22 protein-coding genes are annotated in these 24,405 nt (G+C 57.7%); 14 read left to right on the top strand and 8 right to left on the bottom strand.

Annotated elements, in window-relative coordinates; all coding sequences use genetic code 11:
* The first annotated feature begins 339 nt into the window (after nucleotides 1-339).
* Nucleotides 340-534 carry a hypothetical protein gene (locus PMI32_RS04385; protein WP_008033677.1) on the top strand — a complete coding sequence of 65 codons (195 nt, stop codon included), beginning with the start codon at nucleotides 340-342 and terminating at the stop codon, nucleotides 532-534.
* Between the two features lie 112 nt (nucleotides 535-646).
* Complete coding sequence (locus PMI32_RS30795; RefSeq protein ID WP_008033676.1) at nucleotides 647-829, top strand: hypothetical protein; 183 nt, start codon at nucleotides 647-649, stop codon at nucleotides 827-829.
* Here PMI32_RS30795 and PMI32_RS04395 read toward each other — a convergent pair.
* A complete protein-coding gene (locus PMI32_RS04395; RefSeq protein ID WP_008033675.1) occupies nucleotides 826-1,887 on the bottom strand; it encodes an AI-2E family transporter in 1,062 nt (353 codons plus the stop codon). The genes PMI32_RS30795 and PMI32_RS04395 overlap by 4 nt on opposite strands.
* A gap of 174 nt (nucleotides 1,888-2,061) precedes the next feature.
* Here PMI32_RS04395 and trhP point away from each other — a divergent pair, with 174 nt between their 5' ends.
* A complete protein-coding gene (trhP, locus tag PMI32_RS04400; protein ID WP_008033673.1) occupies nucleotides 2,062-3,387 on the top strand; it encodes a prephenate-dependent tRNA uridine(34) hydroxylase TrhP in 1,326 nt (441 codons plus the stop codon).
* Nucleotides 3,388-3,595: 208 nt separating this feature from the next.
* Here trhP and PMI32_RS04405 read toward each other — a convergent pair whose 3' ends face one another.
* Nucleotides 3,596-4,459: a LysR substrate-binding domain-containing protein gene (locus PMI32_RS04405; RefSeq protein WP_008033671.1), complete on the bottom strand. Its 864-nt coding sequence runs from the start codon at nucleotides 4,457-4,459 to the stop codon at nucleotides 3,596-3,598.
* 96 nt (nucleotides 4,460-4,555) lie between these two features.
* On the opposite strand from PMI32_RS04405, the gene PMI32_RS04410 reads away from it, so the two are divergent.
* Nucleotides 4,556-5,464, top strand: a complete 909-nt coding sequence (locus PMI32_RS04410; protein WP_008033668.1) for a DMT family transporter — start codon at nucleotides 4,556-4,558, stop codon at nucleotides 5,462-5,464.
* A 100-nt stretch (nucleotides 5,465-5,564) separates the two neighbouring features.
* Here the strand turns inward: PMI32_RS04410 and PMI32_RS04415 are convergent, their stop codons facing one another.
* Nucleotides 5,565-6,281, bottom strand: a complete 717-nt coding sequence (locus PMI32_RS04415) for a FadR/GntR family transcriptional regulator (RefSeq protein WP_008033665.1) — start codon at nucleotides 6,279-6,281, stop codon at nucleotides 5,565-5,567.
* Between the two features lie 281 nt (nucleotides 6,282-6,562).
* Between PMI32_RS04415 and PMI32_RS04420 the strand changes: the two genes are divergently transcribed.
* Both PMI32_RS04420 and gudD read left to right on the top strand, forming a co-directional pair.
* Entirely contained in the window at nucleotides 6,563-7,909 is a 1,347-nt protein-coding gene (locus PMI32_RS04420) for an MFS transporter (RefSeq protein WP_008033661.1), read from the top strand.
* A gap of 24 nt (nucleotides 7,910-7,933) precedes the next feature.
* A complete protein-coding gene (gudD, locus tag PMI32_RS04425; protein WP_008033659.1) occupies nucleotides 7,934-9,277 on the top strand; it encodes a glucarate dehydratase in 1,344 nt (447 codons plus the stop codon).
* Nucleotides 9,278-9,403: 126 nt separating this feature from the next.
* On the opposite strand, the gene PMI32_RS04430 is transcribed toward gudD, so the two are convergent.
* Nucleotides 9,404-10,276, bottom strand: a complete 873-nt coding sequence (locus PMI32_RS04430) for a LysR family transcriptional regulator (RefSeq protein ID WP_008033657.1) — start codon at nucleotides 10,274-10,276, stop codon at nucleotides 9,404-9,406.
* A 159-nt stretch (nucleotides 10,277-10,435) separates the two neighbouring features.
* Here PMI32_RS04430 and ampC point away from each other — a divergent pair, with 159 nt between their 5' ends.
* A complete protein-coding gene (ampC, locus tag PMI32_RS04435; protein WP_008033655.1) occupies nucleotides 10,436-11,602 on the top strand; it encodes a class C beta-lactamase in 1,167 nt (388 codons plus the stop codon).
* A gap of 178 nt (nucleotides 11,603-11,780) precedes the next feature.
* Here the strand turns inward: ampC and PMI32_RS04440 are convergent, their stop codons facing one another.
* On the bottom strand, nucleotides 11,781-12,329 hold the full coding sequence (locus tag PMI32_RS04440) for a DUF4174 domain-containing protein (RefSeq protein WP_008033653.1): 549 nt from the start codon (nucleotides 12,327-12,329) through the stop codon (nucleotides 11,781-11,783).
* Nucleotides 12,330-12,505: 176 nt separating this feature from the next.
* Here PMI32_RS04440 and PMI32_RS04445 point away from each other — a divergent pair, with 176 nt between their 5' ends.
* On the top strand, nucleotides 12,506-12,874 hold the full coding sequence (locus PMI32_RS04445) for a VOC family protein (RefSeq protein WP_008033652.1): 369 nt from the start codon (nucleotides 12,506-12,508) through the stop codon (nucleotides 12,872-12,874).
* A 340-nt stretch (nucleotides 12,875-13,214) separates the two neighbouring features.
* On the opposite strand, the gene PMI32_RS04450 is transcribed toward PMI32_RS04445, so the two are convergent.
* Nucleotides 13,215-13,934 (bottom strand): cysteine hydrolase family protein, encoded by a 720-nt coding sequence (locus PMI32_RS04450; protein WP_008033650.1) that lies wholly within the window; start codon nucleotides 13,932-13,934, stop codon nucleotides 13,215-13,217.
* Nucleotides 13,935-14,086: 152 nt separating this feature from the next.
* Between PMI32_RS04450 and PMI32_RS04455 the strand changes: the two genes are divergently transcribed.
* The 5 genes from PMI32_RS04455 to PMI32_RS04475 all read left to right on the top strand — a co-directional run bounded on the left by PMI32_RS04455 (nucleotide 14,087) and on the right by PMI32_RS04475 (nucleotide 21,074).
* Nucleotides 14,087-14,974, top strand: a complete 888-nt coding sequence (locus tag PMI32_RS04455; RefSeq protein WP_008033647.1) for a helix-turn-helix transcriptional regulator — start codon at nucleotides 14,087-14,089, stop codon at nucleotides 14,972-14,974.
* A 180-nt stretch (nucleotides 14,975-15,154) separates the two neighbouring features.
* Nucleotides 15,155-15,505: a YMGG-like glycine zipper-containing protein gene (locus tag PMI32_RS04460; RefSeq protein ID WP_008033645.1), complete on the top strand. Its 351-nt coding sequence runs from the start codon at nucleotides 15,155-15,157 to the stop codon at nucleotides 15,503-15,505.
* A 182-nt stretch (nucleotides 15,506-15,687) separates the two neighbouring features.
* Nucleotides 15,688-16,107 carry a PAS domain-containing protein gene (locus PMI32_RS04465; protein ID WP_008033643.1) on the top strand — a complete coding sequence of 140 codons (420 nt, stop codon included), beginning with the start codon at nucleotides 15,688-15,690 and terminating at the stop codon, nucleotides 16,105-16,107.
* Nucleotides 16,108-16,113: 6 nt separating this feature from the next.
* On the top strand, nucleotides 16,114-17,664 hold the full coding sequence (locus PMI32_RS04470; RefSeq protein WP_008033642.1) for a flavodoxin domain-containing protein: 1,551 nt from the start codon (nucleotides 16,114-16,116) through the stop codon (nucleotides 17,662-17,664).
* A gap of 572 nt (nucleotides 17,665-18,236) precedes the next feature.
* A complete protein-coding gene (locus PMI32_RS04475; RefSeq protein WP_238541045.1) occupies nucleotides 18,237-21,074 on the top strand; it encodes an EAL domain-containing protein in 2,838 nt (945 codons plus the stop codon).
* Between the two features lie 25 nt (nucleotides 21,075-21,099).
* Here PMI32_RS04475 and PMI32_RS04480 read toward each other — a convergent pair whose 3' ends face one another.
* Entirely contained in the window at nucleotides 21,100-21,885 is a 786-nt protein-coding gene (locus tag PMI32_RS04480; protein WP_008033636.1) for a sulfite exporter TauE/SafE family protein, read from the bottom strand.
* 205 nt (nucleotides 21,886-22,090) lie between these two features.
* Nucleotides 22,091-22,840: a hypothetical protein gene (locus PMI32_RS04485; RefSeq protein WP_008033634.1), complete on the bottom strand. Its 750-nt coding sequence runs from the start codon at nucleotides 22,838-22,840 to the stop codon at nucleotides 22,091-22,093.
* Between the two features lie 247 nt (nucleotides 22,841-23,087).
* On the opposite strand from PMI32_RS04485, the gene PMI32_RS04490 reads away from it, so the two are divergent.
* Entirely contained in the window at nucleotides 23,088-24,236 is a 1,149-nt protein-coding gene (locus PMI32_RS04490; protein ID WP_008033633.1) for an aldose epimerase family protein, read from the top strand.
* Nucleotides 24,237-24,405 lie beyond the last annotated feature (169 nt).

The raw sequence follows: 24,405 nt of genomic DNA, 5'->3' as shown, positions 1-24,405 counted from the left end.
CTTTGGTTACTTTCGCGCTTTTCGAAAGTGACTCGCTGTAAAAGCGAAACCGCCAGCAGCCATGACCGCAGAAACGGATATGCCCCCCAACCAATCCCCCCCCAAAAACCACCTCAACATCAAACTCGAACAGCAGTTTTAAGGCCCCACCCGTCGGCAAAAGTCTGGATAAATCGCATCAAGGTCGCTATCGGGACAATGCAGGCGGTTTAAGTTGGCAAGATTGACTCACCCACCCTCCCCCCGCCTTGGGGGAACACGGTCATATTTATGTCATGTCAGGTCCGCAAGCTCGGACCTGTCCGCCAACAACAGGTTGATAACAACAAGGACGATCACATGCCCACACAAAACCCGCACCGCAACCTCGGTTTGTGCACCTCCAGCAAGGTCTACAACGCCCTGACCGAACTCAAGCACCTGGAAGGTCATCGCAGCGCCAAATTTCTTTCGCTGCTGGCCGAAAACCTTGTGCGAAAAGGCCTGCTCAACGAACAGGAAGTGGTCCACATGCTGGACCTGGTGGTCGACTGACCGACAGACGGTCGTTTGCACCCGCTGCCGTCAATGTCGACTATCGAAAGCGATGATTGTTCGTTCGCGCGGCGGACCCGTAAGGTAGCTCCATAGATTGATGGAGGTACTTATGTCCCAGGTTCAAATCATGTCCGTTATTGGCAGCGCCGTTCCCGCCTCGCTTAGAGAGCTAGGATTGCTCGCCTGTTGGTATCTGGTCCAGGACGGTGAACAAATCAGCGGTCCGCTCCCATCGCTGACTGCCGCGAAGGCACTGTCACAGAGCTTCGACGCCGGCCGACTCAGCGCTTAAGGCAACTGCACCCGCGGTTTGGTTTCCATGAAAATCGCCCAGCTCGACATAAACAGCGCGGCGATCAACGGTCCGATGACAAAGCCATTGAGCCCGAAAATCGCCAGGCCGCCGAGGGTCGAGATGAGGATCAGATAGTCCGGCATCTTCGTGTCCTTGCCCACCAGGATCGGGCGCAGCACATTGTCCACCAGGCCAATCACAAACACCCCGAACAGCCCCAGCACCACGCCCTGCCAGATCGCCCCGCTGAACAGGAAAAACGCGGCCACCGGCGCCCAGACAATCCCTGCGCCGACCGCTGGCAACAGCGACAGAAACGCCATCAACACCGCCCAGAGCAACGAGCTCGGGATGTCCAGAAACCAGAAAATAAAACCGCCCAATGCGCCTTGAGTGATCGCCACAAAAAGGTTGCCCTTCACCGTGGCGCGCACCACGCGGTTGAACTTGAGCTGCAAACGGCGCTTCTGGTGTTCTTCCAGAGGTACGGCGGCGCGCACTTTGCGCGCCAGTTCTGCACCGTCGCGCAAAAAGAAGAACAACAGGTACAGCATGATGAAAAACCCCACCACGAAATCAAACGTACCCTGACCGAAACTGAAGGCTTTGTTGGCGATGAACTCATTGCCCGTCACCGCGCTCTTGATGATTTTCTCCCGCAGCCCCTCCAGCTCACCGATCCCGGCGCGATCGAGCAAGTGCTGGAAGTACGGAGGCAGGCTGTGTTTGAAATGCGTGATGTACCCCGCGATGTCCAGCTCGCCGCTTTCGATGCTCTTGTAAAGCGCCGCCCCTTCCTGGACCAGCAGAATACTGAGGATGATCACCGGCAGGATCGCAATGACCATGCAGATGCTCAACGTCAGCATTGACGTAAGGTTGCGCTCCCAGCCGAACTTCAGTTGCAGTCGCCGCTGCAACGGCGCGAAGAGAATGCCGAGGATCACCGCCCAGAACACCGCGCCGTAGAACGGCAGCAAAATCCAGATAAACGCGGCGGTCACCAACCCCAGCAAAATCACCAGTGATTTGTCTTGTACCTTCTCTTCGTTCATGTCCGATCCATGTCAGTCCGCAGGGCACAGGCCCTTGTACCAAGAGCCGTCCTGATGCTTAGTCCGCCACGGTTCGCGCGAGTGCCATCCGTTTGTTCATCAAGCATAGATCCAGATCAATGAATGCCGCGGTCATGCCGATTATCCTCGCCGGCTTTTGCGATCGACCCGCCCATGACCCTTTTCACACCTGAGCTGCTCGCCCCCGCCGGCACCCTGAAAAACATGCGTTATGCCTTCGCCTATGGCGCCGACGCGGTGTACGCCGGTCAGCCGCGCTACAGCCTGCGGGTGCGCAACAACGAGTTCGATCACGCCAACCTCGCGCTCGGCATTCGCGAGGCCCAGGCCCAGGGCAAGCGCTTTTACGTGGTGGTGAACATCGCCCCGCACAACGCCAAACTCAAAACCTTCCTCAAGGACCTGGAGCCGGTGATTGCCATGGCACCGGACGCGCTGATCATGTCCGACCCGGGCCTGATCATGCTGGTGCGTCGGCACTTTCCGCAGATGCCGATCCACCTGTCGGTGCAAGCCAACACGGTCAACTGGGCGAGTGTCGAGTTCTGGCAACAACAAGGCTTGAGCCGGATCATCCTGTCGCGGGAACTGTCCCTGGAAGAAATCGCCGAAATCCGCCAGCAAGTGCCCGCCATGGAGCTGGAAGTGTTCGTCCACGGCGCGTTGTGCATGGCCTATTCCGGCCGCTGCCTGCTGTCGGGCTACATGAACAAACGCGATGCCAATCAGGGCAGTTGCACCAATGCCTGTCGCTGGAAGTACTCGGCGCAAGAAGCCACGGAAAATCTGCTCGGCGACATCGTGCAGACCTTCCAGCCCGAACCGACGCTGGGAATTGGCGCGCCCACCGATCAGGTATTCCTGTTGCAGGAAGCCAACCGCCCCGACGAACTGATGCCGGCCTTCGAAGACGAACACGGCACCTACATCATGAACGCCAAGGACCTGCGCGCCGTGCAGCACGTCGAGCGCCTGACGCAGATGGGCGTGCATTCGCTGAAAATCGAAGGCCGGACCAAATCTCACTTTTACTGCGCGCGCACCACTCAGGTTTACCGCCGGGCGATCGACGATGCGGTGGCCGGTCGCGACTTCGACCGGGGCCTGATGACCGATCTGGAATCCCTCGCCCAGCGCGGTTACACCGAAGGTTTTCTGCGTCGTCACGTGCATGACGAGTATCAGAATTATCAGAACGGCAGTTCGGTGTCAGAGCGGCAGCAATTTGTCGGTGAATTGACCGGCGAGCGGCGCGACCGGCTGGCGGAAGTCAAAGTGAAGAACCGCTTTGGCCTAGGTGATCACATGGAACTGATGACACCCAAGGGCAACTTCCACTTCGATTTGCATCAGTTGCAGAACGTCAAAGGCCAACCCATCGATGTGGCGCCGGGGGATGGGCACACCGTGTACCTGCCGATTCCGGATGCGGTGGATTTGCGCTTCGGGTTGTTGATGCGGGATGTGCGCGAGATGTGATCTTCGATCAACATCGCTATCCCCAAAACACCGCATCCCCTGTCACACCGCTATTGCTGATACACCGCTTTCTTTTGAACACCGCGCCCCCTGTAGGAGCTGGCTTGCCAGCGATGAGGCCCTTCAGATTTTCACCGCAGCCAAGGCCGCCATCGCTGGCAAGCCAGCTCCTACAGGGGGACGCGGTGTTTCGGATAGCGGTGGTGTCTCAGGTGAACTCCTCGCGCAACATCGCCACAAACGCTTCTCGCGCTGGGTGAACCCCAGCGTTTTCATGCCAGTAAAACAGGTTGTCGATGGCGGTCAGTTCAGGGAACTCATACCCCGCGCACCCCGCGCCTTTGGCGTACTGATCGAACACCCCTTTAGGCACCAGCGCGACCCCCGCCCCCGCGCTGACGCACCCGACAATCGCGCCGTAACTCGCCAGGCTGACAATCGGCAGCGCCTGCCCCTGGCGCAACAACCAATGTTCCAGCGCCGCACGGTAAGGACACCCCTGGGGCCACATGAACACGGTCTTGTCCTGCAAATCGGCGATCTCGCGCACCGGCCCCAGCGACGTCGAGGCAATCAGCAGCAGCTCCTCGCGGTACATCGGCGTGCGCTTGAGTTGAGAGCGCTCGACATCCACCGCGACGATTGCGCCGTCGAGCCGGTGGTTGGCGGTGTCATCGAGCAATTGGCCCCACGTGCCGGTGGTCAGCTCCAGCGCCACCGCCGGATAGCGCTTGTGGAACTTGGCGAGCAAACGCGGCAAGCGACCGGTGGCCGACGATTCGATGGCGCCGATGCGCAACGGGCCGGACGGCTCGGCGGCGGGGTCGACCGCCCGCTTGGCCTCAGCCGTCATGGCAAGAATCTTCGAGGCGTAGGCCAGAAAAGTCTGCCCCGACGGACTGATGCGCAACCCTCTGCCTTCGCGGATAAACAACGCGACGCCCAACTCCGCTTCCAGCGACTTGATCCGTGCTGTGATGTTCGACGGCACGCAATGCAACAGCTCGGCCGCCCGGGCGATGCTGCCGACGTCGGCCACGGTTTTGAACATGCGAATCTGTGCCAGCTCCATACATCACCCAAAGTGAACGGTTAGCGCAGTATAAGTCAGTTGTGGCGAACGGTCCGCATTCTGATACTCGAAGCATCTGCCCACAGGTGCCCGACCATGCAAGCGCTCTCAACCGCCACCCCTCCCCTCAAAATCATCTTGGCCATGGCCTTCGTCGTCGCGTGCTGGGGCTATTCCCCGACCGGAATTCACATCGGCTTGCAAGCCTATGATCCCGGGCATCTGGCATTGCTGCGGTTTCTGCTGGCGTCGGTGTTCATGGCGCTGGTCGCGGTGTTCAAAGGCATCAGCCTGCCGACCCTTCGCGATTTGCCAATGCTGTTCGGCCTCGGCTTTTTTGCGGTGAGCCTGCATCACGTGGCGATCAATTTTGGTCAGCAAGGGGTCAGCGCCGGTGCGTCCAGCGTGCTCGCGCAATCGACGCCCTTGTTCAGCACGCTGCTGGCGCGCTTCGTGCTCAAAGACCAGGTGAGCGCGTGGCGTTGGGGCTGTGTTTTTCTGGGATTGATCGGCGTGGTGATTGTGGTGGCGGGCGATCGCGGACTGGGCAACATCGACGCCCATGGCCTGTTGATTCTGCTGGCGGCGGTGTCCTGGAGTTTCTACTTCGCGTTGCAGAAACATCACTCCGGACGTTACGACGGGCTGACACTGGTCTGCTACACGGTGTGGTCGGGGACCGCGTTGTTACTGGTTTATCTGCCGGGGTTGGCGGCACAAGTGGTCAACGCGCCGATGCAGGTGCAGCTGGCAGTGCTGGCGCTGGGCATTTTTCCGAGCGCGCTCGCCTACCTGGCCTGGGCATTTGTGTTGGCTCACGTTGATTTGAGCCGGGCGACGATGACGCTGTATCTGGTGCCGCCGACGGCCATGGCGATTGCCTCGTTTGCGCTGGGGGAGCGGCCGACGGTGATGATCGTTGTCGGGGGAACAGTGGTGTTGGTCAGTGTGCTGGCGTTGAATCTGGAGCGGCGGTTGGTGGCGATTCGGGTGGAGGGTGTTTGATTGGAGTTTTGTGGTGATGGGGCTGGCGCCTTCGCCGGCAAGCCGGCTCCTACAGGGGATCGCGGCTCGGCTCTGCGCCAGCCGGATTCCGCGAAGGCGGTTAATCACGATCCGCCAGAAACCGGTCCCGACTGTTGGTCAGGTGCAGCCACATTGCCGCCCGCGCCGCGTCCGCATCCTGACGCTTGATCGCGTTGAGAATCGCCTCGTGTTCCAGATTGGCCAACTGCCCCAGCTTGCTCAAATCCGCCGCGCCACGTTCAGCCGCGTTGACGCGAGTGCGGGGGATCATCGCGCTGCCCAGGTGCTGCATGATTTCCGTGAAGCAGACATTGCCGGTGGCCTCGGCGATCAGCAGATGGAAACGCCTGTCGGCTTCGACACAACTGTCGTTGTTGGCGAGCAGGCTTTGGTAATCGTCCAGCGCTTCGCGCATCTGCGCCAATTGCGGGTCCGTGCGCCGAATCGCCGCCAACGCGGCGGCCTGGGTTTCGAGGCCCAGGCGCAACTCCAGGATGCTGCGCACGCCCAGCGCGGTATCGACATTCAGTCGTAGCCCCTGCTCCGGTGCGCGCTCGATGACAAACGTGCCGATGCCGTGCCGGGTTTCCACCAGCCCCGACGCCTGCAACTTCGAGATCGCCTCGCGCACCACGGTGCGACTGACCCCGTGCTCCTGAACGATGCTGTTCTCCGACGGTAGCTTGTCCCCCGGCAGCATCTGGCCGAGCAGGATGCTCTGGGTCAGTTTCGCGACCAGGTCATGGGCCAGGTTGTGAGTGCGCTTGCGGGCAGGCGCGTCGAGGTCATCTTGCATGGCAATCATCCGAAAGCAGGGCTAAGCGGATCGTAGCACTGCGGTCGAACGGATTCTCAAGAAAACCGCCTCCAGCTTGTATGACAACACTCAACAAAACAGACATCCAAGACTAAAACAAAGCATACAAACGCCCCTAAACCGAATAAAAAATGACCTTAACCATACTATTTTGTTGAGCATTGCCTCTTGCAGGATAAAAAAATGTAGTTGTATGATGTCTAGCAACAACGCCACACCTGCAACACCCCGCATAAAAATAATCAGTGGGAGAAAACCAAGTGAATACATCCGTATCCGGGATGCACGACGGTGCCGATTCGGTCCTGAAGTCCGCCATCTCGAAAGTGAAACGCCACGTTCTGCCGCTGTTCGTCATCATGTTCATCGTCAACTACATCGACCGCGTGAACATCGGCTTCGTCCGCGCCCACATGGAACATGACCTGGGCATTGGTGCTGCCGCCTACGGCCTCGGTGCCGGCCTGTTCTTCATCGGCTACGCGCTGTTCGAAGTCCCCTCCAACATCCTTCTGCAAAAAGTCGGCGCACGAATCTGGCTGACCCGCATCATGCTGACCTGGGGTCTGGTGGCCGCCTGCATGGCGTTCATCCAGAACGAAACCCACTTCTACATCCTGCGATTCCTGCTGGGCGTGGCTGAAGCCGGCTTCTTCCCCGGGGTGATTTATTACTTCACGCGCTGGTTGCCCGGGGTAGAACGCGGCAAGGCCATCGCGATCTTCCTCAGCGGCTCGGCCATTGCCTCGTTGATCTCCGGCCCGCTGTCCGGTCTGCTCCTGCAAATCAGCGGGTTCGGCATGCACGGATGGCAATGGATGTATTTCATTGAAGGCATGTTCTCGGTCGGGTTGTGCGTATTCGTCTGGTTCTGGCTTGACTCCAAACCCCACGACGCCAAATGGCTGAGCCGCGATGAGCAAGACGCGCTGGTCAAAGCCATCGATGACGAACAACTGGCCCGCGAAGCCGCGACGCCGATCAAACCGTCGCTGGGCACGCTGCTCAAGGATCGCCAGATCATCCTGTTCTGCCTGATCTACTTCTTCATCCAGCTGACCATTTACGCCGCGACCTTCTGGCTGCCGAGCATCATCAAGAAGATGGGCGACCTCAGCGACATTCAGGTCGGGCTGTTCAACTCGATCCCGTGGTTGCTGTCGATTGTCGGCATGTACGCCTTTGCGTCGCTCTCGACGAAATGGAAACACCAGCAAGCCTGGGTCGCCGCTGCCCTGCTGATCGCTGCGGCGGGGATGTTCATGTCCACCACCGGCGGGCCGGTCTTCGCTTTCGTGGCGATCTGCTTCGCGGCACTGGGATTCAAATCGGCTTCTTCGCTGTTCTGGCCAATCCCTCAGGCGTACCTGGATGCACGGATCGCCGCGGGTGTGATCGCGCTGATCAACTCGGTGGGCAACCTTGGCGGCTTCGTGGCGCCGACCACTTTCGGCCTGCTGGAACAACACACCGGCTCGATTCAGGGTGGCCTGTACGGGTTGGCCGCGACCTCGATCATCGCCGCGATCATCGTCTTCGCTGCACGCAACACACCGAAAACCGCACCGGCCGTTGCGCTGGGCAAACCAACGCCCAACCACGCCTGATCGCTGCTATTTAAGGACAAGAACATGAACCAACAAGACACCGCAAAAGCCCCGATCATCACCAGCATGCAAGTGGTTCCGGTGGCCTGTCACGATGGCATGCTGCTCAACCTGAGCGGCGCCCATGGCCCGTTTTTCACCCGCAACATCGTGATCCTCAAGGACAACGCCGGGCACACCGGCGTCGGCGAAGTGCCGGGCGGCGAGCGCATTCGCCAGACTCTGGAAGATGCGCGCAGCCTGGTGGTCGGCAGCCCGATCGGCACCTATCAGAGGATTCTCAACCAGGTGCGCCAGACCTTCGCCGACCGCGATGCCGGTGGTCGCGGCTTGCAGACGTTCGACCTGCGCATCACCATTCACGCGGTGACGGGCCTGGAAGCGGCGCTGCTCGATTTGCTCGGCCAGCATCTGGACGTGCCCGTCGCGGCATTGCTCGGCGAAGGTCAGCAACGCGATGAAGTGAAGATGCTCGGTTATCTGTTTTATGTCGGTGATCGCAACGCCACCGATCTGGCTTACCGCAGCGAACCGGACGCCGACAACGACTGGTTCCGCGTACGCCACGAGAAAGCCATGACCGCCGACGCCGTGGTGCGCCTGGCAGAAGCCGCCCACGCCCGCTACGGGTTCAAGGACTTCAAACTCAAGGGCGGTGTGCTCAGTGGCGACGAAGAAATCGAAGCGGTCACCGCGCTGGCCGAACGCTTTCCCGACGCGCGCATCACCCTTGATCCGAATGGCGCCTGGTCACTGAAAGAAGCGATCCGCTTGTGCCGCGATCAGCATCACGTCCTCGCTTACGCCGAAGACCCGTGCGGTGCGGAAAACGGTTATTCAGGCCGGGAAGTCATGGCCGAATTCCGCCGCGCCACGGGCCTGAAAACCGCGACCAACATGATCGCCACCGACTGGCGGGAAATGGGTCACGCGATCCAGTTGCAATCGGTGGACATCCCGCTGGCCGACCCGCACTTCTGGACGATGCAGGGTTCGGTTCGCGTGGCGCAGATGTGCCACGAATGGGGCCTGACCTGGGGCTCGCACTCCAACAACCACTTCGATATTTCCCTGGCGATGTTCACCCACGTCGCAGCCGCCGCACCGGGTGAAATCACCGCCATCGACACCCACTGGATCTGGCAGGACGGCCAGCGCCTGACCAAAGCGCCGCTGCAAATCGTCGACGGTTGCGTACAAGTGCCGAAGAAACCGGGGCTCGGGGTTGAACTGGACATGGACCAACTGGCCAAGGCCCATGAGCTGTACAAAGGCATGGGGCTGGGTGCGCGGGATGACAGCGTGGCCATGCAGTTTCTGATTCCGGGGTGGAAATTCGATAACAAGCGGCCGAGCCTGGTGCGCTAATCAGGCGCACCGCGACCCTGTAGGAGCCGGCTTGCCGGCGATTGCGGTGGGCCAATCGACACATTTATCGCCCGAACGGACGCCATCGCCGGCAAGCCGGCTCCTACAGGGATGTGCGGTGTTCATTCATTGGGCGGCATGCAAAAGCCACCCCTTGAACGCCGCCATCGCCGACGTTTCGGGCCGTGACTGCAAGCGGGTCAGCCAGTAGCTGCCGGTGGTGATGCCGATGGCGAACGGTTGCTCGATGACTCCCGCCGCCAGTTGCCGGGCGAACATCAACGGCGGCGCCAAGGCCACACCCGCACCTTGCAACGCCGCCTCCATCATCGCCAGCGAGGAATCGAAGACGATGCTGCGAGGCGGTGCGGCATGGGCAGGCAGGCCAGTGGCCTGAAACCATTCGGGCCACTCATCCGTGCGATAGGAACGCAACAGCGTTTGCTGCAACAGATCGTCCGGCGTGTGCAGTTGCCGGGCAATCTCGGGCACGCACAACACCGACAACGGCGCCTCAATCAACCTGACCGCTTCAATCCCGTGCCACGCACCCGCGCCAAAACGAATCGCGTAATCCAGCCCTTCCGCCGCCACGTCCACTCGATTGTTGTGGGTCGACAGGCGCAAATCTATGAACGGATGTTTCGCCTGAAAGTCCGCCAGTCGTGGCAACAGCCAACCGACCGCAAACGTCCCCACTGCGCCCACCGTCAACACCTCACGAAAATGCCCGCCTTCGAAACGCTCCAGGGTTTCGGCGATTCGATCGAAGGACTCGCGCAGCACCGGCAACAAGGTCTCCCCTTCACTGGTCAGCATCAACCCGCGTGGCAGGCGTTTGAACAGGGTGACGTTGAGTTGGGCTTCCAGGCTTTTGACCTGATGACTCACCGCGGCTTGCGTGACGCACAACTCCACCGCCGCCCGTGTAAAACTCAGATGACGCGCCGAGGCCTCGAAGGCGCGCAGTGCGTTGAGCGGTAATTGCGGGCGGATCATGCCAACTCCCAAATTTTTCTAATGGCTCAGCCGAGATATTGTCGTTTGTCGAAGCACGGCATACTGAATAGATTTGGCACGCCCGGCGACGGCCCGATTCATAAACCGCTCGGAGTGTAGCGGGTTTAATCATCAAATCTCATGGACAGCAGCTCAATCATGCACAACTCAACATTCGGCAAGGTCTTATCCTGCAGCGCTTTCGGACTGCTCCTCAGTGCAGGTTACTGCGTTGCCGGGAATCAGACTGACGCGCAGATCGAAGCCGCGGTGAATGCCGCGGTTGTCCCGGTCATGCAGCAACAGAACATTCCCGGCATGGCCGTCGCGATCACCGTGAATGGCAAGCAGCATTACTTTAACTACGGCGTGGCCTCGAAGGAAACCGGCACGCCTGTCACCGAAAGCACTCTGTTCGAGATCGGTTCGGTAAGCAAAACCTTCACCGCCACCCTCGCCGCCTACGCCCAGGCCAGCGGCAAACTGTCCCTGTCGGACAAGGCCAGCCATGTCCTGCCGGCATTGCGCGACAGCACGTTCGATCACGTCAGCGTGCTGCAACTGGGCACCTACACCGCCGGCGGCCTGCCGCTGCAATTCCCCGACAATGCCGATGCAGCGGACAAGATGCTCGGCTATTTCAAACAGTGGAAACCGGAATACGCCGCCGGCAGCCATCGGCTGTATTCGAACCCGAGCCTGGGATTGTTCGGGTATCTGGCGGCCAACAGCATGGGCCAGCCGTTTGATGAGCTGATGGAAAAGACTGTGCTGCCCAAACTCGGCTTGCAGCACACCTTCCTCAAGGTGCCGCAGGATCAGATGGCGCTTTACGCTCAGGGTTACAACAAGGAAGACAAACCGGTGCGGGTCGAGCCGGGCGCGCTGGACTCAGAAGCGTATGGTGTAAAAACCAGCGCCTCGGACCTGCTTCGCTACGTCGAGGCGAACATCAAACCATCCAGCCTTGAAGCGCCGATGCAGCAAGCCATCGCCACGACGCATGCCGGTTACTACACGGTCGGCGACATGACCCAAGGGCTGGGCTGGGAGTTTTACCACTACCCGATCACCCTCGATAAATTGCTCGCCGGCAACTCGTCGCAAATGGCGATGGAGACGCACAAAGTCCAGTGGCTGAACCCGCCGCAAGCTCAACCGGACAACGTGCTGATCAACAAGACCGGCTCCACCGGTGGCTTCGGTGCGTATGTGGCGTACGTGCCCTCGAAAGACATCGGCATTGTGATCCTGGCCAACAAAAACTACCCGAACCCGGAGCGAGTCAAAATCGCCCATGCGGTGTTGAGTGCATTGACTCAGTAACCTACGAACCAACCCCCTGCTCGCGATGGTCGTCAACGATAACGCTGCATACCTGACACCCTGGAGCTCTCAGATTTTTCGCGAGCAAGCTCGCTCCTACAGGGGGTAAGCGGCGCAAACAAAAATGGGCGACCTGTTGAGGTCGCCCATTTTTGTTAGCGCGTGGTCATCTACGCCTTCAATCGTCAGGCATTTCCGGTGGCTTGGCAGGCTTCGCCGGTTTGCCCGGTTTCGTCCCCTTTGTGCCGTTAGGCGGTGCGGCCTCTGTGACGGGCGGCGGGGTGGGCACCGTGGCTTCTTTCTCGGTGGACGGCAACTGGTCGACCGTACTGAAAATCGCCTTCAGATCAACCGCGTCCGATTGCTCGAGTTTCTTTTCGCCGTCCTTGCCGACCAGAATCACCTTGGTCTTGGCCCCTGCCCCCAACTTGAGTGAACGGATCAAGGCTGCCGTATCTTGTGGACCGAGGTCTTTGCCTTCGCGCTGGCCCATCAGGTTGAGCACGGTGTACAGGACCATGTTTCGGTCGGTGAATTCTTTGCGATTGGCCGGCTCATCCAGCGACTTTTTCAGGCTGACCCACGCCGGGTCGACCGTGCTCGGCGCGATGACAATCAGCGGCCGGGACCTGCCCTTGTCCATGTCCAGCGGTGAGTCGCCATCGGCGGCGAGCAAGGGGCCGGCGAAAGCCAGCAGGGTTGTCAGGGTCAATGACCTGATGAGCATGCGCATCTCCTTTTGATATCCACGCTCTAATGATTGCGCATCGCGGCGTTCGTTCCGGGGTCGCACCGCAATTGTGTTTCGCCTTGACCCAAGCTTAGGTCAGGGCGGTCATTGCGCAACAGGCTGAGCTAATCTCAAGACTCGATATACACCTGAACCGCCGTGAGGATCCCGCCATGAGCGCTCAGCTGAATCACACCATCGTCTGGTGCCGAAACAAACAGATATCCGCGTCGTTTCTGGTCGAGATTCTCGGCTTGCCCGCCCCCGAACCCTTCGGGCCGATGTTGATCGTGAAACTCGAAAACGGCGTGTCGCTGGACTACTACGACAATGACCCGCCGATTGCCTCTCAGCATTATGCGTTTCTGGTCAGCGACGACGATTTCGATGCGGCGTTCGCTCGCCTGCAAGCCAGGCAGCAAGCGTGGTGGGCTGATCCCTGCAAACAGCAGCCGCAACAGATCAACGATTATGGGGGTGGCAGGCGCGTGTATTTCGATGACCCGGACGGGCATCTGCTGGAGATTTTCACCCGGGAATGAATGCGGCCAGCGGCAGAAATCAGCAACACAAACAATGCTGCCGGGCATCTTAAGGATCTTCTTGCACCACAAAGGACGTTAGCCGCCTTATCAGCGGTGTCGCAAGTAACACGAATGGCACAATGGTCATCCAGGCAACCAGCCAGGCTTTTAATCCATACGACAGCAACTGGCTAGCCGAAAGGCTTGTAGGACTGGCTATGGCCGTAGCAATAGCGCAGGTGATTGCGGACTGGATCACCGCAGAAGTTCGCTGGCGAAATCGCCGATGGAGCTTGGGCATTTCCGGCACTCCCAGACGGCTGCGTCGCAAGTGGCGAGCAGCCGGCTTGCATGGACCTTACTTGGCTTGGAGCAATTCAACAGTCTGCGCAGTCGTCAACAGAGCGTTGGCGATGTAACGGAAGTTGATCAGCGCGGCCAGGTAACCGTCCCCTTCCGGGGTGGTCGGGCCGGCGGTAGCGTCACGCACCACGGCCACCTCGAAACCTTGCTCCAGCAATTCACGCAGGTGCGACTCGACGCAAAGGTTGGCCGCCATACCCGCCAGAATAATTTGCGATACACCGTGCTTGCGCAGTTGCAGCGCCAAGTCATTGGTTTCCGGCCCGTAGACCTTGTGTGGCGAAGCGATGATGGTTTTGCCATCGAGAATGTACGGCTTGAACTCGGGCATGAAGTCCGCACCGGAGTTCTCGAAACCGTCGAGGGTCAGCGGGCCTTTGCGATCGAACATGCAGATGGTGTGCATGACCTTTTCCAGCGGCCCGCCGAATTTCCACTCGTGGTCGCACGGATAGTAGTAGTGCGGGGAGACAGCGACCGTGATGCCCGCACCTTTGGCGGCTGCGAACAACTGACCGAGGTGATTGACCACATCGTGCTCGACGATACTCTTGCCAAACACATCCCAACTCACACCCTCAGGGCTGAGGAAGTCGATTTGGGGGTCGATGACGACCAGCGCAGTGCGGGAGAGGTCAATTTTCATACCTGGATTTGGCAGCGCAGGGCTGGCTGGATCTGCGTAATGTGCGTGGCGTGTTGTGTCGTTGCTCATGCCAATAGACTCCGATCGTGGGTAATAAAGTTGCTCTATGCCATGGCGCCCCTGCGGGCCGTTGCTTACCATCGGCGAGAACTTCATCCTATCCCCACCTTCTGATCCGACTTTGTCAGCACGTACAGAGTCTTTATCTGGTCGTCGCTATCATGGATATCCTGTCCGAATTCTTCGAACGCACGAACCTTCAGGGCAGGCTTTTCTTCTCTGGTCGGGTCGATGGCACTCTTGTCCTGGATAAGCCGCCAGGCATGGCGTTCATCCATGTCATCAGTCAGGGCGGTATCGACATGGTTCAGCCTGGCTTGCCAAAGATTTCCATTGCCGAGCCCAGCGTGCTGTTCTGTCCGAGCAGTTGTCGGTATCAACTGCGCTCCAATACGATTGAGGGAGCAGAACTGATTTGCGCCTCATTTCAATTTGGGCGAAACACACAACACCCCTTCCCTCTCGGGCTCAAAGAAACCCTGATCTTCCCATTCAGAGAGCTGGAGAATCTCGACCCGGTCATTGGCGCGTTACTCGCCGAGTTTCGGGATCAGGAGGCTGGAAGGACCAAAGCGCTGAATCTGCTGTTGGAATACATATTTGTCCTGATCGTGCGACGCGCCGTTGCAGACGGACTGATATCCAGTGGATTGCTCTATGCCCTGCAGGATGGGCGCCTCGGCGCGGTGTTCAACAGCATCCATTCAGTGCCGGATGAGCTTTGGACCGTCGAGAAACTGGCGAGCCTGGCGAACATGTCCAGGTCGAAATTTTCCGCCTACTTCACTCAGATAATGGGGAATTCGCCTATGGGGTACGTCACCGCATGGAGGATGAAGGTGGCTCAGGACATGCTTCGTGATGGTGTTCAGATCAAAGTGATCGCCGAGTCGGTCGGTTACAGCTCGCAGGCGTCTTTTTCGAAAAGCTTTCTGAACGTCATTGGTTGCCCTCCAGCCGAGTGGCTGAAACGCGATGCCAGTGCAGAAGCACCCTTGGTGACCGCACACGTGCAGCCTGCACAAGATTTTCTGGTTTCACAGGCGTAACAGAGCAAGGATCGCCGACCCCAAACGCAGTCCTTATGACTACGATACGTGTCATATTGACTCTTTTCGGCCGTTGTATATATGACAACACACAATTATATCTTGTTGATATATAACAAAAAATAAACTGGCACGATTCATGAAACAGTTTTGGAAATGCCTCCAAAGCAGGAAATCATCATGTCTCGTTCCATCCCCCTCAGCTTTACGCTTTGCCTATTGCTCTCACCTGTGTGTATGGCCGATCAGGTCGTCCGTGAGGTGCCTGATACCACCGCTGGCAAGGGCGCCGGTGCCGTGACCGGATTGATGGTCGGCGCTGTGGGTGGCCCGATTGGAGCGCTGATCGGTGCCGGCGTTGGATTCTTTGCCGGCAGCGCTGTTCAGGAAGCGGCCGGTCTCACGGAAACCGCTTATGAAGTGAAGGACGCTCAGGGCGAAATCAGCACTGTTCGCTCGCCCAATGCCCGCTTCGAACCAGGTCAGCAAGTGACGCGCAAAGGTCCGCGCCTGGTGCGTCAGGACAGTTGATCCTGCCATCACCACGAACTTTTTCTTGGGATCCGGCCATGGGTCGGACCCTCTTTTTTCTCAGCACCCATACCAGCCAACTTACTGATTTATAACGACTAAAAAATAGAATCGCCTAAACCGTGCGTGGGCCGGATTTGAATTTGCTGCAAAAACCTTTCAATCAATCCTGGGGTAACACAATGCAAGCCATCAACACCAAAGTCTTGAGCGCACTGGAAAACGTCATGGTGATTTCCACCACCGACCTGCAAGGCAACATCACTTACGTCAACGACCTGTTCTGCAAGCTGACCGGGTACACCAAGGAAGAATTGCTCGGTCAACCTCATAGCGTCGTGCGCCATCCTTCGGTGCCAAAAAGCACCTACAAGCAGATGTGGGACACCATCAAGAAAGGTGAAATCTGGACCGGTGTGATCCCCAACGTCGGGAAAGGCGGCGGCCTGTACGTGGTCGATACCACCGTGCAGCCACTGTTCGACGAGCAAGGCAGTATCGTCGAGTACATCAGCATCCGCCGGGTGATCAACGACCTGATGAGTGACTTCGAAGCGCTGGAGTTTTCCAAGGAGCAATTCGACGAACACTACGACAGGTAATCCGCCATGCCAGAGGTAATCGAACGCATCGTGATCGGTTACGGCTCTGAGTCCGGCAATGCTCGCGGGCTGACGCAGCGTTTGTTGCGTCTGCCCTGCGTGCAGCCGTATGAACTGGCCGTGCAGGATCTCAACACACTTGACCTCGAAAAACTGACCTCCCGTGACCTGTTGATCATCGTTTGCAGCTCCTTCGGCGATGGTGATCCGCCGGGCAACGCCGATCGCTTCATGGATCAACTGAACCTGACTGAACACCTGAGAGGTCAGCCCTATGCCATCTTCGGGCTCGGCGACACGGCCTACACGACCTTCTGCGGTTTCACTAAAAGCGTGGATGCCGCACTGCTGCAAAAACAGGCGACGCCGTGGATCAACCGCGTGGACGCCGACACCGATTTCGACGGATTCTTCGACGTCTGGTGCGCGACTCTCGCGGCGGTGCTCAAGGGCGATCGGCGTGCCGGCAGCACGCTGAACCTGCAAGTCACCGCCTATGGTGAAAACGCCGCATGGCCGGCGCGGGTGATCTCGCGCACCCGGCTAAACGCCACGGCGCCTTACGCCTGGCAGGTTCGCCTCGACATCGAAGGCAGCGGTATCAAGTACCGCGCAGGCGACAACCTGTATGTGCTCGCGCAAAACGACGGGCAATTGCTGGCGCAGATCGGCCACTGGTTCGGCCGTGAGGAAGCCCCCACGTTGCTGGCAACCAAGGAACTGCGCCAACTGGGTAAATCGCTGCTGCGCGACATTGCCCGGGTCAGTCAGCACGACACCCTGAAGACCCTGTTGAAAGTCAGCAATCGCAAGGAGCTGGAAGCCTATCTGTACGGCAAGGACGTGCTCGACGTGCTGGGCGACTTTTGTGAACCCGCGCACCTGAGCCTGGAAGACCTGGTCGAGTGGTTGCCCGATTGTTTGCCGCGGGCGTATTCCATTGCCTCCCACGACAACCCCGGCTACGTCGACCTGTGCATTCGCGAGATCGCCTATGACATGGCAGATCGCTCTCGCACCGGCACCGCGACCGGGCATCTCGCCGGGCAGCATCCCGACGTTCGGGTATTTGCCCGCAGCAACCCGCGCTTTCACCTGCCCCGCCAGGTCGAGTATCCGGTGGTGCTGATCGGCACCGGCACCGGCATTGCGCCGTTGATCGCGCTGCTGGAGCAGATCGAGCTGCAAAACAGCCCCGCGCAAACCTGCCTGATCTTTGGTGACCGTCGTCGTGCGTCGGACTTCCTCTACCAGTCGCGCCTGGAAAGCTGGCAGCAGAAAGGCGTACTGGACGAGGTGATCACGGCGTTCTCCCGTGACACTGACACGCGCTATTACGTACAGGACGCCATGCTCGAACACGGCGCCTATTTGTGGGCGTTGCTCGGCAAAGGCGCCCATCTGTACCTGTGTGGCAACAAAACCAACCTGGAACGAGCCATCGAACAGGCGCTACTGAGTATCGCCATGACCTTTGGCCAACTCGATGAGGACGAAGCACAGGCCTTCGTCGACGATTTGTCTGCCGGCAATCGCATGCACAAAGAACTGTATTGAAGTTTTCTCGTTTTCGAGGGTGGACGAGCCGCATCTCGTCTGCCCTTTTTTCTTACACCGCGCTTTATTCTTAGAGGCCTGTGGCACAGCGTAAACACCCTCTTGACAATAATCATCGCAATGAATATTCATCGATCTAACGATAGCTTTCAGCCGCGAAAGTCGCTTCATCTAAGGCAATGCAAAAAACAGCAACTTCATAGCCGGTTGTCAGACAAATATGGATAAGCATCTAACACACAAGCACTTTTATTTACTTTTCTGACCATTCGGACAACAAAGGTAGTAAAAATTATCTTCGTCGTCACGTTTAAGCATTTCAATTCGACACTACTTTCTTATAAAATTCCCCGCCTTAATGGCCCCTGGCCAGCAACCTCGGAAAAGCGGCTCTCTCTCCCTTGAAAAGAAAAGCCCGGCGACACCTTGTTGCGACTTTTCCTGACATCATCCGGTACAGCTCCGAACACTGAATTCCTTTCGTACAATCATGAACTGCCAGCCAGGCACTTTCTGCCTGGATGCTCCCTTTACTAACGTTTCCCTATCTGTCCGAGACAGAGGAGGATTATTTGCTTCGCAAGCTTGCACTGCCTTATGGTTTGAGGACGATCCTGACGACTGCGCTGGTATTCCAGTGTGCAACTTTAGTCCTCAGCTTATGGTTAGTGAGCAGCAACCAATCGAGTATTGGAACCCTATCAAGTGTCGCTGTCGATCAAGTCGACGCAGTGGCAGAAACTGTTCAACACTTGATGGAGGCACGCCTCTCGCTGTCGCGGGCCAACACCCGCATCGTACTGTTTAATAAAATTCCGCATGAAATGGTGCAACACGCCCGCGCGGAACTGACACTGGCGAATAAATCGTTTGACCGCTTCCTCACACACACAAAGGTTGATGAAGAAAACCACATCCGAGTCCAGGCTTTAAAAGACGTGTATTCACGTTATGTGGAGGTGCTCAATCAATTGGTCAAGTACACGGGCGCTGGCGACGTCCAATGGGCACTCGCTCAGCCGGTACAGGACATTCAAGAGCAACTCCTTCTGGAACAAAAAAACTTCATCAAATACGGAAACAGCATCAGCCAGACTTCTCTTCAGTCCATGGGCGACCGATTTAAAATATACATCGCCGCTGCCGCAATGATACTTCTAATGGTATTAGCAACAACATTCTTCCTGCTGTACATCATGAAAAAAGTAGAGAAGAGTCGACTTCTAAAAATTGCCGTCAATCGAACTGACAGTGCAATTATCGTCACCAATCCGGACAGCATAATTACCTATGTAAACGAGGGTTTTGTGCGCATGCTGGGTTATGAAATATCAGACCTGGTGGGTAAAAAACCGGACGAGGTATTTTATGGCCGCCATACGGATCAGGAAGCCGTTCTTTCTTTCAGAAAAAGTATCCAGAAAGGAGAAAGCCACACCACTGAATTACTGGTCTACAACAAATCAAAGAATCCATTGTGGGTACGCGTGGTCGCCAATCCGGTGCTCGACCCACAGGGTGTTCAGCAGGACGTCGTGGCTATTGTGACGGACATCACCGAGGCCAAGATGAATGACGAGTTGCAGTTCAAGGTCCTCAGTGCCATGGCCCGCGAAGAGCCACTTCCCGACATCATGAAGTTGATTTGTCTGGAGATCGGTCGTATCGCTCCTGAAATCGGCGTTTCAATAAGACAATTTGATGAGCAGGGCTGCCTTCCACTGGTGGCGGAATTCAACCTGCCGGCCGGGTTGATTCAGTCACTGGAAAGCCTTGCCGAAAGGTCCATCCTGAAAAAAATGGATGTGAAAGAAAGCATGATGCTGAATTTCACTGACCCTGCATCGGACCAAGGCGATTGCATCGATCACAAGCTCTCGCAATCGTTCGGTTTCACGGCCGGCTGGGTTAACACCATTCGCTCCAACAACGGACGTTGTTTAGGCACATTTACCCTTTACTACCGTGAAAATCACCTCCCTGCGGTCCAACATCACCGGCTGCTTGAAACCAGCCTGAAGCTGTGCGCTCTCGCCCTCGAGAGGGACAGTTTTATCAACGATATTGAACGACTGGCCTACTATGACAGCCTGACGATGTTGCCCAATCGGCGACTGTTGATGATGAAAGCAAACTCAATGATTGCCAATGCTCAGCGCTCGCAATCATCAATGGCCGTGTTGTTCATCGACATTAATAAGTTCAAGCAAATCAATGACTCACTTGGGCATGCCGCCGGGGATTTGCTTCTGTCTGAAATAGCCAGGAGGCTTCAGGGTTCTGTGAGGGGCAACGACTTTGTCAGCCGGCTTTCAGGAGATGAATTCGTCATTATTCTGTCCCCTTCCAGCGCTGAACAGGCGATTGCCTTTTCAGAAAGAATAATCAGCAAACTATCGGAGCCCATGATGTTGGCCGATGTAAAAATTGCGCCCTCCGCCAGCATTGGTATTGGTATTTATCCAGACCACGGTAACGACATTCACTCGTTGCTTTTGCATGCCGATCAGGCGATGTACAAAGCCAAGTCCGCAGGCCGCCAGGCAATTGAAGTGTTCGACCAGGTGATCAACGATTCAACCAATGACGAACTGACACTGAGCCTGGCCCTCGAGAATGCCCTGGAGTCCAATCAGCTGACGCTGCATTACCAGCCCCAGATAGCGCTCGACGACAACCAACTCTTTGGTGTCGAGGCACTTGCCCGCTGGTGTCATCCGGAGCTTGGAAACATCCCGCCAAATCGATTCATCCCCTTGGTGCGCGAGGCAGGATTGATGCCCAAGCTCAATCAATGGGTACTCACCGAAGCCTGCCGGCAGATGGCTCAATGGCGCGACTCGGGACTTGCCGTGCCTCGCATGTCGGTAAACATCTTCCCCGTCGCCTTTCGCGACAGAGCCATTATTGATCTCATCCAGTCTCTGCTGACAAAGCATGGGCTCTTACCCTCCTGCTTGACGCTGGAGGTCACGGAAGACTTCATACTGGACGCCACCGACAATGTCATATCGGTCATTACCGAGGTCCGTCAATTAGGCGTCAGCTTATCCATTGACGATTTTGGCACCGGTTACTCCAGCCTGAGCTACCTGCTGCGACTGCCCGTGGACACCATCAAGCTGGACAAGAGTTTTATCGACGATATTGAAAAAAGTGAAAGCGCCCGGACGCTGGCGCAGTCGATTGCCGGGATCTGCAAGAGCTTGCAATTGAACATTGTCGCCGAAGGTGTTGAAACCGATGCGCAACTTGAAATCCTTCGAGGCCAGGGATACCAGATAGCGCAAGGTTATTGTTTCTCGCGCCCTTTGGCCCCACAGGATTTGGCTCAATGGATCCGTGGGAGATTCCTTTCCAGCGATGATAGCGAACGCTACCGAATCTCGGCTCCCAAGAGCCTGCCGTGAGATTTCAAGGGATTTCGTACAGAACCTAGAACGCCAGTTTGTAGCCGATCAGCACCAGCATCGTCGCCAGGCAAGGGCGCAACACCTCATCCGAGATGCGTCCGGTCAGGTGGCTGCCCAGGTAAATCCCCGGCAGCGAACCGACCAGCAAGTAGCCCAGCACATGCCAATCCATGTTGCCCATGCTCGCATGGCCGAGACCGGCGACCAGGGTCAGCGGTACGGCGTGGGCGATTTCCGTGCCGACGAGGCGGCGGGTAGGCAACAGCGGATACAGGATAAACAGCGCCACGGTGCCCAGGGCGCCCGCGCCGATGGAGGTCAGGGCGACCATGGTGCCGAGGATCAGGCCGGTGATCACGGTCAGCCCATTCAAGCGTTTGCCGCTTGGGTTGTAGGTGCCGCCAGCGCGTTTGTGGGCGAAGTCGAGCAGGCGTTTCTTGAAGAAAATCGCCAGTGCCGTGGCAAACAGGACGAAGCCCAGCGCCTGTTTGATGATGGCGTTCATCGCGTCGGGGGACGTTTGCAAACTGCTCAGGAACCACAACGTCAGCGCCACGGCCGGCACGCTGCCGAGCGTCAGCCAACCGGTAATGGCCCAGTCGATGTTCTTGTTCTTGCGATGTACCAGCACACCACTGGATTTGGTAATCGCGGCGTACAGCAGGTCCGTACCCACCGCAGTCGCCGGATTGATGCCGAACCAAAGCAGGATCGGCGTCATCAGCGAGCCGCCGCCCACGCCGGTCATGCCGACAATGAACCCCACCACCAAACCTGCCACAACCAAACCGAAGTTAACGAAATCCATTAACACGCCCACAAAAACGCATGAAAAAACTGGCCCGCAGCATAGCGATTTTTCTTATAACTACTTATATCGATGCGGTCTATCGTTATTCCTTCATGCGCACTCCCTGTAGGAGCCGGCTTGCCGGCTTTAGCGGTGTGTCAGTCAAATCAATGTCGCAGATATGCCGCTATCGCCAGCAAGCTGGCTCCTACAGGGTCGGGGTTTACTGGACGGGGAGGAAATTGAGGAACAACAGGCTCTGTGCGTAGTTCAGGCCAATCCGCCGGTAGCGCTCGTCCAACATCTGGGTCAACAGATCCAGGCGCGCGACGATCTTGCCGAACTCCACGGCAAAACTCAGGTTGCTGCCCTCCTCCGAGATCTCGTTGGAAAACAGCAAGGGCTCGCCGTTTTTGTTTTGCCGCTGGCTGAGGATCCAGGTGGCTTTCTCGATGTTGCGCGCAGCGTTGCTGACGAAGACCGGGTTGATCGCATCGGTCATGTAAAACTCCAGCCGATTGCCGTGAGCGGTGACCAGCATGCTGCCGATGGCGTAGATGAAAGCGCCGACCCGGTCGCCGAGGAACTCCGGACTCATGGCGTACCTCAGCGCCGCCAGATCCTTCTTGCCCCCCAGCGTCGGCAGCGGTTGTTGCTGTTCGATGGCCAGGCGCACCTGTTTGCCGGCGGTGCGGGCGTCGAGGAAGCCGGACTTCTTCAGCTCCTGCGGGTTGCGCAGGTAGAGCTTGCCCATCAGCAAGTAGAGGCTGTCGAGGTTGTCGCGCATGGCCAGGGTGGCCATGCGGTCGACGCTGGTCTGGAGGAATTCCTGGGGCCTGCCCTCACGAAACTGGCTGACGATGTCCCGGCCCTGCTGCTGACTGCAACCGGTCGTGAAGAGCATCGACAGCACGGCGAGCAGCAGGCAATGGCGGCGGATGTGCACAGCGGTGAGGGGTAAAACTCGGGCCATGGGTGCTTGAACTTGGGTATGGGCCGGCGGAGGGGATCGCCGCAGGCTGGCCAAGGGTAGAGCCGCGGATTGCGAAAAAGTGCAGAACCTGCAGTCCGCCCTCTCCCAACAAAGTGAAGGGGATCACTCATTAGTCATACTTTTTAATTGCAACGCCGCACGATTCAGCTATAAATCCTTCCCCGTCGAATTAATAATCGACATTTAGTATGACTACTTTTAAAAACAATAAAAAGGAAGGTAACCCATGCTTCACTCCAGATACCCGCACTACGCCCTTGGGCTGTCCCTGATGATCGCCACCCTCACCACCCAGGCCAATGGTCTGTCCAGCGAACATAAAGCCTTCGGCAAAACCAATGACGGCACAGCCGTCGAACAATACGTGTTGCGTAACAGCCACGGCATGCAGGCCACCGTGATCACCTACGGAGCGACGCTGCAGTCGCTTGCCGTGCCGGACAAAAACGGCAAGCTCGAAGACGTGGTGCTCGGCTTCGACAACGTACAGGGCTATCAGAGCGGCAAGGCCTACTTCGGCGCGACCATCGGGCGCTTCGGTAATCGCCTGGCCAACGGTGCGTTCGAAATCGATGGCAAGCGCTTTCAGGTGCCGCAAAATGACGGCTCGAATTCACTGCACGGCGGCCCGCAGGGTTTTGACAAACATGTCTGGAAAGCCAAACCGGCGAAGGGCAAGGATTCAGTGGGCGTGACGCTGACATACCTGTCGGCGGACGGCGAAATGGGTTTTCCTGGCAACCTGACAACCGAGGTCACCTACAGCCTCAACGAAAACAACGAGCTGCGCATTGAATACAAGGCCTCCACCGACAAACCGACGGTGCTGAACCTGACCAATCACAGCTACTTCAACCTGGCCGGCGCGGGTAACGGCGACGTGTTGCAACAGGTCGCAACCTTGCACGCCAGTCACTACACGCCGGTCAACGGTAAGTTGATTCCTACCGGCGAGCTGGCTCCGGTGGCCGGTACGCCGATGGACTTCACCCAACCCACCGCCATTGGCAAACACATCAAGGCGGATCATCCGCAGCTGAAATTCGCTGAGCCGAAACAGGGTGGCTACGATTTCAACTGGGTGCTGGATGCCAAGGGGGACCTCGGCAAACTGGCTGCCGATGTCAGCGACCCGCAGTCCGGGCGTCGTTTGCAGCTCTATACCACTGAGCCTGGCGTGCAGTTCTATACCAGCAACTTCCTTGATGGCTCGGTCAAGGGCAAGGCCGGCAAGACTTACGCACACTGGAGCGCGTTCACTCTGGAAACCCAGCATTACCCGGACGCGCCCAATCAGCCGAACTTCCCGTCTACGCGACTGGATCCGGGCAAGACGTATACCCAGAGTACTGTGTTGAAGTTTTCTGCTCGGTAAGACGTTGGGGGGTATCGGCGCTTGGGTGAATATCCATTATTCCGGTGATGGCTGATCGTGGTTTCGCCCTTACGGCGAGTCACTTGGAAAAGCCCCAAGTAACCAAGGGCTCTTGCCCCTTTCGTTCGGTGGCTCGCTAAGGCTCGCCATGCCCTCGCTCCGGTCCTGC

Origin of the sequence: Pseudomonas sp. GM60 (assembly GCF_000282415.1) — a bacterium.
Taxonomy (GTDB): Bacteria; Pseudomonadota; Gammaproteobacteria; order Pseudomonadales; family Pseudomonadaceae; genus Aquipseudomonas; species Aquipseudomonas migulae.
This window is presented reverse-complemented; position numbering and strand designations above follow the sequence as displayed.

What these genes read in the sequence shown, in the direction of transcription:
- PMI32_RS04385 (WP_008033677.1), top strand. Translation starts at nt 340, where the DNA reads ATGCCCACACAAAACCCGCACCGCAACCTCGGTTTGTGCACCTCCAGC.
- PMI32_RS30795 (WP_008033676.1), top strand. Translation starts at nt 647, where the DNA reads ATGTCCCAGGTTCAAATCATGTCCGTTATTGGCAGCGCCGTTCCCGCC.
- PMI32_RS04395 (WP_008033675.1), bottom strand. Translation starts at nt 1,887, where the DNA reads ATGAACGAAGAGAAGGTACAAGACAAATCACTGGTGATTTTGCTGGGG.
- trhP (WP_008033673.1), top strand. Translation starts at nt 2,062, where the DNA reads ATGACCCTTTTCACACCTGAGCTGCTCGCCCCCGCCGGCACCCTGAAA.
- PMI32_RS04405 (WP_008033671.1), bottom strand. Translation starts at nt 4,459, where the DNA reads ATGGAGCTGGCACAGATTCGCATGTTCAAAACCGTGGCCGACGTCGGC.
- PMI32_RS04410 (WP_008033668.1), top strand. Translation starts at nt 4,556, where the DNA reads ATGCAAGCGCTCTCAACCGCCACCCCTCCCCTCAAAATCATCTTGGCC.
- PMI32_RS04415 (WP_008033665.1), bottom strand. Translation starts at nt 6,281, where the DNA reads ATGCAAGATGACCTCGACGCGCCTGCCCGCAAGCGCACTCACAACCTG.
- gudD (WP_008033659.1), top strand. Translation starts at nt 7,934, where the DNA reads ATGAACCAACAAGACACCGCAAAAGCCCCGATCATCACCAGCATGCAA.
- PMI32_RS04430 (WP_008033657.1), bottom strand. Translation starts at nt 10,276, where the DNA reads ATGATCCGCCCGCAATTACCGCTCAACGCACTGCGCGCCTTCGAGGCC.
- ampC (WP_008033655.1), top strand. Translation starts at nt 10,436, where the DNA reads ATGCACAACTCAACATTCGGCAAGGTCTTATCCTGCAGCGCTTTCGGA.
- PMI32_RS04440 (WP_008033653.1), bottom strand. Translation starts at nt 12,329, where the DNA reads ATGCTCATCAGGTCATTGACCCTGACAACCCTGCTGGCTTTCGCCGGC.
- PMI32_RS04445 (WP_008033652.1), top strand. Translation starts at nt 12,506, where the DNA reads ATGAGCGCTCAGCTGAATCACACCATCGTCTGGTGCCGAAACAAACAG.
- PMI32_RS04450 (WP_008033650.1), bottom strand. Translation starts at nt 13,934, where the DNA reads ATGAGCAACGACACAACACGCCACGCACATTACGCAGATCCAGCCAGC.
- PMI32_RS04455 (WP_008033647.1), top strand. Translation starts at nt 14,087, where the DNA reads ATGGATATCCTGTCCGAATTCTTCGAACGCACGAACCTTCAGGGCAGG.
- PMI32_RS04460 (WP_008033645.1), top strand. Translation starts at nt 15,155, where the DNA reads ATGTCTCGTTCCATCCCCCTCAGCTTTACGCTTTGCCTATTGCTCTCA.
- PMI32_RS04465 (WP_008033643.1), top strand. Translation starts at nt 15,688, where the DNA reads ATGCAAGCCATCAACACCAAAGTCTTGAGCGCACTGGAAAACGTCATG.
- PMI32_RS04470 (WP_008033642.1), top strand. Translation starts at nt 16,114, where the DNA reads ATGCCAGAGGTAATCGAACGCATCGTGATCGGTTACGGCTCTGAGTCC.
- PMI32_RS04480 (WP_008033636.1), bottom strand. Translation starts at nt 21,885, where the DNA reads ATGGATTTCGTTAACTTCGGTTTGGTTGTGGCAGGTTTGGTGGTGGGG.
- PMI32_RS04485 (WP_008033634.1), bottom strand. Translation starts at nt 22,840, where the DNA reads ATGGCCCGAGTTTTACCCCTCACCGCTGTGCACATCCGCCGCCATTGC.
- PMI32_RS04490 (WP_008033633.1), top strand. Translation starts at nt 23,088, where the DNA reads ATGCTTCACTCCAGATACCCGCACTACGCCCTTGGGCTGTCCCTGATG.